This window comes from Pararhizobium sp. IMCC21322 (genome assembly GCF_030758295.1).
Lineage (GTDB): Bacteria > Pseudomonadota > Alphaproteobacteria > Rhizobiales.
Genome location: NZ_CP132335.1, coordinates 506075 through 519888, shown reverse-complemented (window position 1 = coordinate 519888; position 13814 = coordinate 506075). Strand labels below are relative to the sequence as shown.

Here is a 13814-nt window from a genome sequence, read left to right as displayed (position 1 = left end):
CCCTTCACTCTAAAACGGAGCGCCTTTAAAATTGCGTGCGCAACTTCGTTCAACCACCCACAGATACAGCAGTTACCATTAAGGGCGCATTAACCTTAGGATGAAAAATCCATCCATACTTGGCACCATGTCTGGCGTGCTTCTAAAGACACCATCTGCAACGGTCAACGGGCTGCATAAATTCGTCTCGTCCAGCGTAATTGGGTCCAGCACAAGTCCAAGCTCGTTTTGCACATAGTCAAGATGTGCTTCGCCTTCCTCGGCCAGAAGCGAGCACGTACAGAAGACCATGGTTCCGCCGGGCTTTAACAGCTTTGCAGCCTTGGCCAGCATGTTGCGCTGCAAGGCCACCAATTCATTGATCTGGGCTCGGGTTTTCAACCAGGCCACATCCGGGTGCCGTCGGATCGTTCCCGTGGCCGAACAGGGTGCATCCAGCAGGATGGCATCAAAGGCCGATGGGTCATTCATAGTCAGCAAATCAGCAGTGACCATTTTCGCCGACAGGTTGAGACGCTGCAGGTTTTCCTGAAGGCGCTTCACACGGTGCGCAGAGATATCCAGTGCCGTAACCTGCAGCCCGGCAGCTGCCAATTGAGCCGTCTTGCCACCGGGGGCAGCGCAGGCATCCAGCACATGCGTATCGCCTAGCGCACCACCGCGCCGTAAGGCATTCATCAAAAGATCAGCGGGAACGGAAGCTGCCGCATCCTGGACCCACCAGTCACCTGATTTGAATCCATCCAGCTCAAACACCTTGCTGACCGCCGCAAGGCGCACTGTGCGCTCACAAATTCTTTCGCCATTGAGGCGCGTTGCCCATGCATCAGGATCAGCGCGCATCGTCAGGTCCAAATCAGCACGCTGCATATTGGCCTGCATGATCGCATGGGCCTTGTCGGCCCCATATTGACTGATCAGCATGGTGCGCAACCACTCGGGCGTATTCAGCGTGGTGTCTGGCTCAAATGCCTCGCGTTCACGCAAGAGGCCGCGCAGAACGCCATTGACCAAAGGTTTGAAATGCCTTGCTTTCGGGTCGGATGCAGCGGCATCAACAGCCAGAGAAACGGCGGCATGATCTGCCACTTCCATAAACAGAATCTGTGCAACAGCGGTGTATAAAACACCGGGAAGATAGGGAGCAGAGACCGGCAGGCGTTTGGTCAAACGCTTCTTGATGAGCTCCTGAATCTCGCCAAAATGGCGCAATGTTGTCGACGCGATTGCCCGCGCCAGTGCTTTATCCTGCGGCTGCAAATTGGAATAACCACTGTCCTTGCCATCCTCCAGCAGCGTTTCCAGCGCCTTGCGCTTGCTGATGATCTGGCTGATCAGATGAGCTGCAACCTTGCGCGGCGCAAGGCCTGGCGCATTGCGGCGGTTGTTTCCCTGTCCCTGACTTTTGCGGGTACGTCTTTGATCGGTGGATGCGCCGCCGGCTTTTGCGTTACTCACCCCCAGGGCCCGGCATTCTGCGATTCGCCACCATGCTGGTCATCCACCTCATCATAAGTCTGGTCCCAGTCCTGTTCCATGGCGCGCAAGGCGGCTATGCGGTTATCTGTGTTGGGATGCGTAGAGAACAGATTGTCCATCCGGGCACCTGACAGCGGGTTGATGATAAACATATGGGCCGAGGCAGGATTGCGCTCGGCATCCATATTTTCAACTTTGCTCACCCCGCTGGCAATTTTTTTGAGCGCGGATGCCAGCCACAAAGGATGATTGCAGATTTCTGCGCCACGTTTGTCCGCAGCATATTCCCGTGTTCTGCTAATTGCCATCTGAACGATACCCGCCGCCATTGGCGCAATAATAGCCGCCAGAATCGCACCGATGATGCCAATACCATTATTATTGCGATTGCCACCAAAAAAGAGGCCGAAATTCGCAATCATGGAAATGGCACCCGCAATGGTTGCTGTCATGGTCATGATCAGCGTGTCACGGTTCTGGATATGAGCTAGTTCATGGGCCATCACCCCGGCCACTTCCTCCGGCTCCAGAAGCTCCAGCAGGCCAGTGGTCGCAGCAACAGCCGCGTTTTCCGGATTGCGGCCCGTTGCAAACGCATTTGGCTGCGGGTTCTTGATCAGATAGACCGCTGGCATCGGCAAATCAGCCGCTTCGGCCAGACCCCGTACGATGGCAAAAAACTCCGGCGCATTTTCTTCGTGTGCTTCCACCGCATTGTGCATGCGCAGCACCATCTTGTCGGATTTCCAATAGCTGAAGAGGTTCATTCCAAGCGCAATAATGAACGCAATCATTGCGCCGCCAGCACCGCCCAGCAGATATCCGATACCCATGAAAAGGGCCGTCATAGCGGCCAGAAGCATGGCCGTTTTGGTATAGTTCATCTTTGTCAGCTTTCGAGAGTCTCTGTGTAGCGCTCAAATTGGGCACATAAATGCGACTTTGCAAGTGGACCCGCCTGCCTTATATCCACGCCATGACCGGAAAAACAGAAAATTTGGAACCAAACAGCGTAGCTGAAGCTGACGATGAGGCTGCCAAAGTCTTGTCGCCTGCAGCGCAGCGCGCGCTGGCCGAAGCACAGGCACGCCGCAATCAGGCAAAAGCTGATGCTGCGAGCCTGCCAAAAGAAGAGGGTGGCCGCGGCGGGCATGACCCGGCGCGGTATGGCGATTGGGAAATCAACGGTCGCGCCATTGACTTTTGATCCCTGTTAAAGGGAACGCCGGGTTGACCATCGTAAAGTGTGGGTCCTCGGAATAAATCCGAGGACGACAATGTTAGTGGGTCCAAAGCTGGAGAAGCGGCAATGTTTAAAGGCCGCCGCTATTTATTGGCCCGATTGGCAATCAGATCATCCACGACTGAGGGATCAGCCAATGTGGACGTATCCCCCAACGAACCGGTTTCATTTTCGGCGATCTTGCGCAGAATCCGGCGCATGATCTTGCCGGAGCGGGTTTTTGGCAGGCCGGGCGCCCATTGCAGCACATCGGGCTTGGCTATCGGACCGATTTCCTGGCGCACCCAATTCTGCAGCTCTACACGCAACTCATCCGACGGCTCATCACCTTCCATCAAAGTCACGTAGCAATAGATGCCCTGGCCCTTGATATCATGGGGATAGCCGACAACTGCGGCCTCTGACACTTTGGGATGGGCCACAAGGGCTGATTCCACTTCCGCCGTTCCCATGCGATGGCCGGAGACGTTGAGCACATCATCAACACGGCCTGTGATCCAGTAATAGCCATCATCGTCGCGGCGGCAGCCATCACCTGTGAAATAGTAGCCTTTGAAATGTTCAAAGTAAGTGGACACAAAGCGGTCATGGTCGCCCCAGACCGTGCGCATCTGGCCCGGCCAGGAATCTTCCATCGCCAGAATACCTTCTGCCGTGCCTTCCAGTACTTCACCCTGATCGTTCAGAATAACGGGCATCACCCCAAAGAAGGGGCGGGTTGCCGAGCCGGGCTTTGTGGCTGTTGCACCGGGCAAAGGCGTAATCAGAATGCCGCCGGTTTCGGTCTGCCACCAGGTATCGACAATCGGGCACTTGCCCTTGCCGACCACTTCATCATACCAGTTCCAGGCTTCCGGATTGATCGGCTCGCCAACGGAGCCCAGCAGTTTCAGAGATGACAAATCGCATTTATCGACAAAGTCATTGCCTTTGCCCATCAGGGCGCGGATTGCTGTGGGTGCGGTGTAGAACTGGTTGACCTTGTGCTTGTCACAGATCTGCCAGAAGCGTGAGGCGTCCGGATAAGTCGGTACGCCCTCAAACATCAGCGTCGTTGCGCCATTGGCAAGCGGGCCATAGACGATATAGGAGTGGCCAGTGACCCAGCCCACATCAGCGGTACACCAGTAAATGTCGCCGTCCTGATAATCGAAGACATATTGATGGGTCATTGAGGCGTAGACGATGTAGCCGCCCGTGGTGTGAACCACACCCTTCGGCATGCCGGTAGAGCCGGAGGTGTAGAGAATGAACAGCGGATCTTCAGCATTCATCGCCTCAGGCGTGCACTCATCAGACACATTGGCCTCTGCTTCATGCAGCCAGACATCGCGGCCATCCTTCATGGCAACGTCACCGCCGGTGCGTTTGACCACCAGCGCCTTGGTGGTAACGGATGCTCCGCCCTGAGCCGCGTTTTGGGCTTTCTCAAGTGCCTTGTCGACATTCGATTTCAGCGCCGTGTTACGTCCACCGCGTGGCGCTTCATCTGCGGTGATAACCAGTTTGGCCTGACAACCTCTGACCCGGTCAGCCAGCGCATCAGGTGAAAACCCGGCAAACACGATGGAATGAATGGCCCCGATCCGGGCACAGGCCAACATGGCATAGGCTGCTTCCGGGATCATCGGCATGTAAATGATAACGCGGTCACCTTTGGCAATGCCCATGTCTTTCAACACATTGGCAAATCGGCACACATGGGTTTGCAATTGCTTGTAAGTGATGTGCAGGGCTTCGTCGTCCGGGCTATCCGGTTCCCAGATAATGGCCGTCTGGTCACCACGGGTTGCCACATGCCGGTCCACACAATTGGCGGAGACGTTCAATTCGCCGTCTTCAAACCATTTGATGGAAACATTGTGATAGTCAAAAGAGGTGTTTTTCACCTTGGTGAATGGCTTGATCCAATCCACCCGCTTGCCGTGTTCGGCCCAAAACGCATCCGGGTTACTCACCGATGCCTGATACATTTCCAGATATTTTTCATCATTGATATGGGCGGATTTTGCCCAGGTATCGGATACCGGATGCAGATCAGAGTTGCTCATGAATTGTCCTCCCAGACGGAATTATGTCGTGTCACTATCGGTTGCCGCCATTATGCAAAGCTACGCCGCAGAATCCAGTCTTGCCACCTGAAACTTTGGTAGGGCAACTTTGGTTGTGATACATTTAAGATCAAGCGGGTCAGATCAAGCGGGTCAGATCAAGCGGGTCAGATCAGGCGGGTCAGCTGAAGTGGGTCAAAGCCCACCCATTTTACACACCAGCGCCCATTCTTCGGGGCGAACCGGCTGCACAGACAGGCGCATGGATTTGACCAATGCCATTTCCGCCAGTTCCGGAGTGGCCTTCACATCAGCCAATGTAACCGGTTTCGGCACATCCTTGACGGCTTTGATATCCACACATTCCCAGCGCGGATCATCGGTGGTGCTGTCAGGATGAATCTCATTGCTGATTTCCACAATACCGACAATCTCTTTTCCCTCATTGGAATGATAGAAAAAACCCTGATCGCCGACTTTCATGTCCCGCATGAAATTGCGCGCCTGATAATTGCGGATGCCATCCCACTCTTCTCCAGCGTCGCCCTTGGCCTTTTGCATGTCCCAGGACCATTTGAAGGGTTCGGATTTAAAAAGCCAATAGGCCATAGATATCTCCTGATACTTGGGAACTATGCAGTTGGTGCGCCGAGCGCCCATATCCAAGGGCGAACTTCCACGCTTTCAAACAAGCCGGCTTTTGCATAAGGGTCGTTGGGCAACATGGCTTCAACTTCTTCCCGGCTGTCGCCCTCGACAATCAGCATGGAGCCGATCATGGTTTCATTGTCATCAGCAAGCAGAGGCCCTGCCACCGGGACAGACCAGGATTTCAGCCAGGCCACGTGATCCGGGCGGTTGCTGGCACGCATCTCTGTGTGTCCGGGCTTGTCCTTGGCATAAACGATAAAATACATTTTTGTCTCCCTGCGCGCTTTATAGTTTCTCAGCTTTCAATGGACGATCCAACAGGCGGTGAATCGCCGCATCGACACTGATGGTTCCGTCCAGGATTTCAGATACGGTCTGAAGGATCGGCAAATCAAGGTTTTTTGTTCGGGCCGTGTGCGCCGCAACGCCAGCGGTGAAAGCGCCTTCGGCCAGCGGCACCCGTCCTTCAAGCGCATCGGAAATATCAACTGTGCCTGCGCCCAGACCAAATCCAAAGGAAAAATTGCGCGATTGTGTGCTGGAGCAGGTCAGGACCAGATCGCCAAATCCGGACAGCCCCATAAAGGTTTGTGCCTGTGCGCCATGGGCCACACCATAACGCACCATTTCGGAAAAACCGCGCGCCATCAGGGCAGCCCCTGCGCTGGCGCCCAATTGGCAGCCGGCGGCAATGCCGCAGCAAACAGCGGTCACATTTTTCAAAGCGCCGCCAATTTCCACACCTGTCAGATCATCTGCCGCATAAGGGCGGAACAGCGGGCTTGCCAGCATCCGGCACAGCGCTTCAGAGCGCTCAATTTGATCGGCTGCAAGCGTCACCGCAGTGGGTTTGCCGGCCACAACATCCACCGCAAAGCTCGGTCCGGACAAAACGGCCAGCGTCTGATCAACTCGCAAATCCCTTATGATTCCTGCCGGCAACAGGCCGCTTGCCTGCTCAATGCCCTTGGCACAGAGGATCAGCGGTCTTTCAGCAGGCCAGTATTTCATCAAGGTGGTGAAGACCAACCGCATTTGCTGTGTGGGGATGACCATCAAAAGCGCGTCACAATCTGCCAGATCTTCCAAAGTGGTGCTGGCTCTCAAAGCCTCCGGCAGTTTGACATTTGGCAGATAGATCGGATTTTCGTGATCTGTGTTGATGCTGTCCACAAGGTCTGCATCACGCGCCCACAGCGTGGCCTCAGCCCCTGCATTGAGCGCGGCCACGCCCAATGCGGTGCCCCAGGCACCACCACCGACAACGCCGATTTTTTTGGCAATGCTCATACCTTGGCCCCTGCCTTGCCGTGGCCGATCATGGTTTGCGCATTCATGTCGAGCGGCCATCTGGCGCGCGGCGCCAGCGCGAAATCGTGGCTTTCACCGGTTGCAAAGCGTTCCAGACCTGCCCAGGCTATCATCGCACCATTATCGCCGCACAGATTAAGCGGGGGTGCTATGATTTGTGTATCCAACCGGTCGGCCACACGGCCAAGATGGTCACGCAGCACCTGATTGGCCGCGACACCGCCAGCAACCACCAATGGCAGGGATTTTCCGTCCAGTGCAGCCAGCACATCGCTTCGATTCGCGGCCAGATCAAAAGCGCGTATCAGCCGGTCCTCAATGATGGCGGCAACCGTCTTTTGAAAGCTGGCACAGATATCTGCGACATCCTGATCTGATAAAGACCCCTCCTGCACCAGTGCCTCTGCCTGCTGACGCACCGCTGTTTTCAGGCCGGAAAAGGAAAAATTGGGCGGCATCTTTCCACGCAGAGGCATGGGGAACCTGAATCGTTCAGGATCACCTTGCAATGCGGCGCGCTCGACTGCGGGGCCGCCCGGATAGCCCAGACCCAGCAGCTTGGCGGTCTTGTCAAACGCCTCGCCCAGGGCATCGTCGATGGTGCTGCCAAGGCGATGATATTGGCCAAGCCCGCTGACCAGCAAAATCTGGGAATGGCCACCTGATACCAAAAGCAGCAAATACGGATAGGGCAATTGATCGCTGAGACGCGCCGTCAGGGCATGACCTTCCAGATGATTGACACCCAGAAATGGCAGATCATGTGCAAGGGCAATGGTTTTTGCCGCCATCAGGCCCACGATCAGGCCGCCAATCAGGCCAGGGCCGGAGGAGACAGCGAGCGCATCCAGATCGGAAAAATCGCAGTCTGCTTCCTTCATGGCTGCCATGATGACGCTGTCAATTGCCATCACATGGGCGCGGGCTGCAATTTCCGGTACCACGCCGCCAAAGGCTTCGTGGTCCTTCTGACTGAGCACGATATTTGAGAGAATTTGGCCCTCTGGCTGTCCGTCCGGAGCAATGCTACCATCCACAACAGCAGCGGCCGTTTCATCACAACTGGTTTCAATGCCGAGAAGGCGCATGGCAAAATTCCAAAATTGCGCTTGGGGCCACTGTCACAATAGTTTATGCAACAACGCGAAAACAGTCTGCGCATGTGCGCTATCACCTAGCATTGCCCCCATGACCCTGCAAACAAAAGCTGAAACAGTTCTGAGACCCACTGGCGAAAAGCCGATACGCATTGGCACACGAGGAAGTATTCTGGCGCTGGCACAGGCTGCCGAGTTGCGCGCCCGGCTCATGGCGGTTCATGATCTGAGTGAAGACTGCTTTTCCATTGATGTGATCAGCACAGCCGGTGACCGGATTCAGGACCGGGCGCTGAACGAACTGGGCGGCAAGGGCCTGTTTACCGAAGAGATTGAAGAGCGGCTTTTGTCTGGCGAGCTGGACATGGCGGTGCATTCTTCCAAGGATATGCCAACTGTTCTTCCCGAGGGGCTGGAACTTTCTACCATTTTGCCGCGCGAAGATCCGACAGATGCTTTTCTCAGCCACAAGGCCAATCGGCTGGAAGACCTGCCCCAGGGTGCAGTGGTCGGGTCTGCCAGCCTGCGCCGTCAGGCCATGATCAAGCGCCAGAGGCCGGATCTGCAACTCGTCAATCTGCGCGGCAATGTGGATACACGCATACGCAAGCTGGCAGATGGTGACGTTGATGCAACCTTGCTGGCGACGGCCGGACTGAACCGCACCGGACTTTCCGAGCACATTACCACACGGCTTTCCACCGAGACGTTTTTGCCCGCCGTCGGTCAAGGCGCAGTTTGTGTGGAGGTTTGCATCCGGAATTCCGACGTCAAAGATTTTCTTGCCCCGATTCATCATCACGAATCGGGACTGTGCCTGTGGGCAGAACGCGCCTTTTTGCGGGAACTGGACGGGTCCTGCCGCACACCGATTGCAGCCTTTGCCACCATAGAAGATGACATAATGTCATTTCGCGGCATCGTGCTGTCCACCGATGGTCAAACATCGTTTGAAACCGCGCGCGGTCTGAAAGCGCCTGATGATAGCAGTGCTGCCGCGCTTGGCCGAGAGGCGGGACAGAGCATCCGCAAGGAAGCGGGTGAGACTTTCCTGAAAGATATCATCCACAATCAGCATGTTCTGGAAACACGATAGGCCAGGATTGTCATGGAATTTCAGGGTCAGGATCACCAGCCATTTGTCTGGGTAACAAGACCACTCCCCCAGGCCGACGACCACGCCGGAGCACTTGCAGCGGCAGGGTTCAGACCTTTGCTCAGTCCGGTGATAAGCATCAAACCACTGCCCGTTCCCGACAGGCCGCCGCTGCCGCCCGTTGAGACTTCGGGCCTGATTTTCACCAGCGTCAATGGATTGCTGCATTTTCCCAAACACTGGATGGCGGACTATGTGGCGCATCCGGTTTTTGTCTCGGGAACCACAACGCAAAACCTGGCCCGGGACATGGGATTTCAAAAGGTGCTGTGTTCGGACCATCAGGGCAGCCGCGGAATGGTGGCCCTTGTGCGCGACGAGCTGCCAAGGCGTTTGGGCGCTTCACCATCAAACCTGCTGTACCTTGCCGGGAGGTCCAGAACGCCAATTCTGGAGGAGGCTTTGTCCCAGGATTTCGATCTGACTCTGAGTGAATTATATGAAGCCGAGTTTGAACATCAGCTTTCTGATGCCGCCAGAGAGGCATTTGAAAACCAACAAATTGTGGCCACAACGCTGTTTTCCAGTCGCTCCGCTATGCAGGCCGCTACGTTGCTTCAGAGCCATTTTGGGGGCAGCGCAAAGCAGGTTCAGGATCAGCTTCTGACTGTGTGTATTTCACAGGCCGTGGCAGACCGGGCGCGCCAATCCGGGTTTAACAGGATTGCAGTTGCAACCATGGAATCATCAGATTCCGTGGTAGATAAGTTAGTTAAACAACTAAATATTCACCGTAAATCATCCAATTCGATCTGAACTGCCCGGATCAGAGCTGAATCCGGACCGACCTGTCTTGTGATCCCGGATTGCAACTGCTTATATCTGCCTTATGTAGCGGGTTGAAGTTGGCAAAACTGTCTCTTCCATCCAAAAGCAGTGCAAGAGGGACCATAGAATGGCAAAATCACCAAGACGCCCGACCTCAAAATCCCGGTCCACTGGGTCCTCTCGGTCCACAAGTTCCTCTGGCTCCACAGGGTCAGCGCGATCCCGCACCCCCAACGCTGCAGCAACATCGACGCCCAAACCGGATGGCTCCGGGCCTGGTGCGAAACCTGCACCGTCAGGAGCCAAGTCCACACCATCAGCTTCCAAGCCCGCTGGCGGGACAACGCAGCTTACGCCCAAACCAACCACCATTGATCTGGCACCCAATGAGGTGAAGACGACGGCTGCGAAAAGCACGGCGAACGCGCCAACGAAATCTGAACCGTCCAAGGATGCCGCTGCAGGCAAGCCAACCCCGGCTGCAAAGCAAGCGGCTGCCACAGCAGCTAAGACCGCCGCGACGACCACAACTGGATCGACTGGGACGGCGCAGGCCAGCAGCAAAAAGCCAGATGCAAAACCAGCCACTGGTTCGGCTTCAGCGTCAACTGCCACCGGAGCGTCAAAGCCGACACAAGCATCAAAAGCGCCGCCGCCCCGTGCGAATGTTGCTCCGGCGCGCGCGCAATCGCAAAGAGGTGGTGGCACCAGTATACTTGCCATGGTTCTTGCAGGCGGTGTCGGCGGCATTATCACATTACTGGGTGCCTATGCCGTGCTTGGCTCAGGCCTGCTGGCAACCACAGATGACAGCCGCGTTGACGCAGCGCAGACACAAATGTCCGAACTGTCCGGGACTGTCAGTGGATTGTCCGATCAGTCATCTGCCCTTTCTGAAAGCATCACCAATCTGAACACGCGCATCGAAGCACTGGCTGAGCAACCTGTTGATACAAGCGGCACTGAGGCTTTGCAGGCCGACCTTGACGCGCTGCGGACGCAGATCAACGAAGCGCTTGCCGCAGGTCAGGGCAGTCTGGAGACAGCAAATGCCGCGCAGAGCGAAGTGCAGGCGGCGCTGGAAGCTCTGGACGCTCAATTGGCGACGCTGTCTGGTGAGATGATTTCGCAAAATGAAATTGTTGCCAGTGAATTGTCCCGGCTGGCCGATCAGCAAAACGCGCTGGAAAATTCTGTCGCTGAAGGCGAAGCCGGCGAAGGGCCCGCCCTGGCTGCATTGGAAGGGCGCTTGACGGCGCTGTCCGACGAGATCAGCACTCAGGCCGATAAGATCAACGCTCAGGGCGAGATGATTGGTGCTCAAGCTGATCAGATCGGTGTGCAGAGCACGGACATTCCAGTGCCCGTCCGCGAAGAGCTTAACGCGATGGGCGACATGGTCACCAACCTGCAGGATCAGTTGGCGATCATGGAAACAATGCAACTCACGGCGCAACAGCAGCAGTTGGATTTGCAATCGCTGACAGACACCGTCGAGGGTGTGGCAGGAACAGTCAAGCGCGTGGCCGGCAAAACAGACCGTCTGGAAGAAACCGTTGCTGCACCGCCTGAAGAGCAACCGGATGCTGCAATGGATGGGGCCAGACTGGCCTATGTTCAAGGCGCCCTCAATACAGCCATAGCGGAGGGCATGCCTTTCGCAGGTCTTGTAACGCAGGCGCGCACTCTGTTGGCCGACCGTGGCAGCACTGTCGAACTGCCCGAAGAGTTCCTGCAGGCAGCAGCAGCGGGCCTGACGCCTCTGCCCGTTCTGGCAAGCCAGATTTCAGACGCACGCGCTGCCTATGATGCAACTCTTGCATCCGCAACCACGAGCGAAGAAACTGCAGCAAATGATGACAATGTTACGGCCAAGGGCCTGTTTGACGGCATTATGAAAGGCGCTCAGGGACTGGTTACCATACGCAACACCAACAATACGGAGGCAGCACCACCCGACGTTCTGTCTGCCCAGTTGGGGTCTGCAGCAGACGCCGCCAGTGCAGGCGACCTTTCACAGTTGAGTGCGTTTCTGGATGAGATTGCCGCTAACGCTGCAGCATCAGACACTCTGCAACAATCAGTTTCGCTCTGGCAGGTTCAGACACAGCACCATCAAAGTGCAGCCGGTCTTCAGGATCAGCTTGATGCGGTTCAGCAATCAATCTGGGCTGAAACCAGCAAGGGAGATCCTTCATGATCCGCGTTTTTAGTATCGTAGCGGTCTTTCTGGCATTTGCAGCCGGGTTCGCGTGGCTTGCCGATAATCCGGGAAATGTCCAGTTCAACTGGGCCGGGCGTGAAATTGAGACCAGTCTGATGGTTTTCGCCATTGCGTTTGTGGTGCTCATGATTGTGATTGCCATTATCTGGGGCGTATTGCGCGCGATCTGGCGCTCACCACACATGCTGAAAGGGTATTTTTCTGCGCGGCGGCGGGACAAGGGCTACAACGCGCTGTCCAACGGTCTGATTGCCGTGGGTGAAGGCGATGCAAAACGCGCCCAGAAGGCTGCCAACAGCGCCAATAAATACCTCAATGACGCACCGCTTGCCCTGCTGCTGAAGGCCCAGGCGGCCCAATTGGCAGGTGAACATGAGACGGCCCGCAAAACCTTCCATTCCATGATGGATGAGCCGGAAACCAAATTGCTCGGCCTGCGCGGATTGTTCATGGAAGCGGAACGCACCAATGATCCCAGAGCTGCGTTGCAACTGGCATTGAGTGCTATGGACACAGCCGCAAAGCACCCGGCGCGCCCCAATGATGGCGCCACCGTTGCCAGTTGGGCCGGACCTGCCGTGTTGCGGTATCAATCGGCAGCGGAAGACTGGGATGGTGCGTTAAAAACCATTTCGGCCAATAATGCGGCCGGGCTGATTGACCGCGCAGAAGTCAAGCGTCGACGCGCTGTTGTTCTGGTGGCCAAAGCTCTTAGTCATGAGGACCGGGAACCGCAGGAAGCGAAGCTTGCCGCGTTGGAAGCCCACAAGCATGCCCCGGATCTGGTGCCTGCCGCTGTGGTTGCCGGCCGCGTTCTGTCGCGTCTGGGAGAATTGCGCCGCGCTGTGAAAACGCTGGAATCCACATGGAAGCTGAATCCGCATCCGGATCTGGCTGAAACCTACGCCCATGTGCGTCCGGGCGATTCGCCGCGTGATCGGGTGAAGCGCATCAAGACCCTGACACGTCTGTTGCCGGATCATGTGGAAAGCGCAATCGCTTTGGCAAAAGCGTCCATTGAAGCGCAGGATTGGGATGGCGCACGTGCCGCTCTTCTGCCGCATTTGTCGATTCCGACCCAGCGGGCCTGCCTGTTGATGGCCGACATTGAAGAGGGCGAACATGGTGACAAGGGCCGCGTTCGCGAATGGCTGTCAAAGGCTGTTCACGCCGCTGCTGATCCGGTCTGGATTGCAGACGGAGTTGTCTCCGATCATTGGGCACCTGTTTCGCCTGTTACCGGCCTGCTGGATGCCTATGAGTGGAAAGTGCCACAATCTGCGCTGGCAAAGCCAACTGTGATCATCAGCGACGATGATGTGCTGCTTGCGCCGTTGGAAATCGAGCCGCCAAAGCCTGTCGAAATACCAAAACCGGAACCCAAACCAGAGGCACAGGCGGAAAAACCCGCACCAATTGCAGAGCCGGAAATTGTTGAGGCCAAAGCGCCCGAGAAAACGGAAAAACCGGAGCCAAAAACAGTCCCCGTGATCGAAGCAGAGACTGGTACCAAGGCTGAGCCAAAAACCGAGGGAGAAGCTGAGCCAAATTCCGGGCAAAAATCTGATCCTGTTGAGGCTGAGAAAGCGGTGGACAGTGCCAAGCCGGAGCCGGAGGCAGCTTCAGGCAATGGCGCGGCACAGGACGGGTCTGAAAAGGATGGCAAGGACGGAAAGGACCGCAAATCCGAACCCAATTTCGTATCGCCCGATTCAATGTCACCCATTCCTGATGACCCAGGCACTGTCAAGGAAGACGCTGACACGGATAAGCGCTTCAAGTTGTTTTAGAGAAAGCAATGTCTGGAGATCGGAAAAGCAGCGCAGCATTTAGA

The 13814-nt window shown here is 56.1% G+C and carries 13 protein-coding genes; 5 read left to right on the top strand and 8 right to left on the bottom strand.

The window, feature by feature from the left end; translation table 11 throughout:
• Window positions 1–78: 78 nt before the first annotated feature.
• Entirely contained in the window at window positions 79–1458 is a 1380-nt protein-coding gene (locus tag RAL91_RS02630; RefSeq protein WP_306259456.1) for an RsmB/NOP family class I SAM-dependent RNA methyltransferase, read from the bottom strand.
• Window positions 1455–2363 carry a zinc metalloprotease HtpX gene (gene htpX / locus RAL91_RS02625; RefSeq protein WP_306259455.1) on the bottom strand — a complete coding sequence of 303 codons (909 nt, stop codon included), beginning with the start codon at window positions 2361–2363 and terminating at the stop codon, window positions 1455–1457. The genes RAL91_RS02630 and htpX overlap by 4 nt, the downstream gene beginning before the upstream one ends.
• Window positions 2364–2455: 92 nt before the next feature.
• On the opposite strand from htpX, the gene RAL91_RS02620 reads away from it, so the two are divergent.
• Entirely contained in the window at window positions 2456–2686 is a 231-nt protein-coding gene (locus RAL91_RS02620) for a DUF1674 domain-containing protein (protein WP_306262745.1), read from the top strand.
• Between the two features lie 119 nt (window positions 2687–2805).
• On the opposite strand, the gene acs is transcribed toward RAL91_RS02620, so the two are convergent.
• From acs to tsaD, 5 genes are all read right to left on the bottom strand, one after another.
• Complete coding sequence (gene acs, locus RAL91_RS02615) at window positions 2806–4773, bottom strand: acetate--CoA ligase (protein ID WP_306259454.1); 1968 nt, start codon at window positions 4771–4773, stop codon at window positions 2806–2808.
• A gap of 195 nt (window positions 4774–4968) precedes the next feature.
• A complete protein-coding gene (locus tag RAL91_RS02610; protein ID WP_306259452.1) occupies window positions 4969–5382 on the bottom strand; it encodes an EVE domain-containing protein in 414 nt (137 codons plus the stop codon).
• 23 nt (window positions 5383–5405) lie between these two features.
• Window positions 5406–5690, bottom strand: coding sequence for a YciI family protein (locus tag RAL91_RS02605; RefSeq protein ID WP_306259450.1), 285 nt, complete (start codon window positions 5688–5690; stop codon window positions 5406–5408).
• A gap of 19 nt (window positions 5691–5709) precedes the next feature.
• On the bottom strand, window positions 5710–6714 hold the full coding sequence (locus RAL91_RS02600; RefSeq protein ID WP_306259448.1) for an NAD(P)H-dependent glycerol-3-phosphate dehydrogenase: 1005 nt from the start codon (window positions 6712–6714) through the stop codon (window positions 5710–5712).
• Window positions 6711–7823, bottom strand: coding sequence for a tRNA (adenosine(37)-N6)-threonylcarbamoyltransferase complex transferase subunit TsaD (gene tsaD, locus RAL91_RS02595; protein WP_306259446.1), 1113 nt, complete (start codon window positions 7821–7823; stop codon window positions 6711–6713). The genes RAL91_RS02600 and tsaD overlap by 4 nt, the downstream gene beginning before the upstream one ends.
• Before the next feature lie 100 nt (window positions 7824–7923).
• Here tsaD and hemC point away from each other — a divergent pair, with 100 nt between their 5' ends.
• On the top strand, window positions 7924–8928 hold the full coding sequence (gene hemC, locus RAL91_RS02590) for a hydroxymethylbilane synthase (RefSeq protein ID WP_306259444.1): 1005 nt from the start codon (window positions 7924–7926) through the stop codon (window positions 8926–8928).
• Window positions 8929–8940: 12 nt separating this feature from the next.
• The gene (locus RAL91_RS02585) at window positions 8941–9744 is read left to right on the top strand and encodes a uroporphyrinogen-III synthase (protein ID WP_306259442.1); all 804 of its coding nucleotides are present in this window, start codon (window positions 8941–8943) and stop codon (window positions 9742–9744) included.
• A gap of 60 nt (window positions 9745–9804) precedes the next feature.
• On the opposite strand, the gene RAL91_RS02580 is transcribed toward RAL91_RS02585, so the two are convergent.
• Window positions 9805–10479, bottom strand: a complete 675-nt coding sequence (locus RAL91_RS02580) for a hypothetical protein (protein ID WP_306259440.1) — start codon at window positions 10477–10479, stop codon at window positions 9805–9807.
• On the opposite strand from RAL91_RS02580, the gene RAL91_RS02575 reads away from it, so the two are divergent.
• The gene (locus RAL91_RS02575; protein WP_306259438.1) at window positions 10478–11956 is read left to right on the top strand and encodes a hypothetical protein; all 1479 of its coding nucleotides are present in this window, start codon (window positions 10478–10480) and stop codon (window positions 11954–11956) included. The genes RAL91_RS02580 and RAL91_RS02575 overlap by 2 nt on opposite strands.
• Entirely contained in the window at window positions 11953–13770 is a 1818-nt protein-coding gene (locus RAL91_RS02570; protein WP_306259436.1) for a heme biosynthesis HemY N-terminal domain-containing protein, read from the top strand. The genes RAL91_RS02575 and RAL91_RS02570 overlap by 4 nt, the downstream gene beginning before the upstream one ends.
• The last annotated feature ends 44 nt before the right edge of the window (window positions 13771–13814 follow it).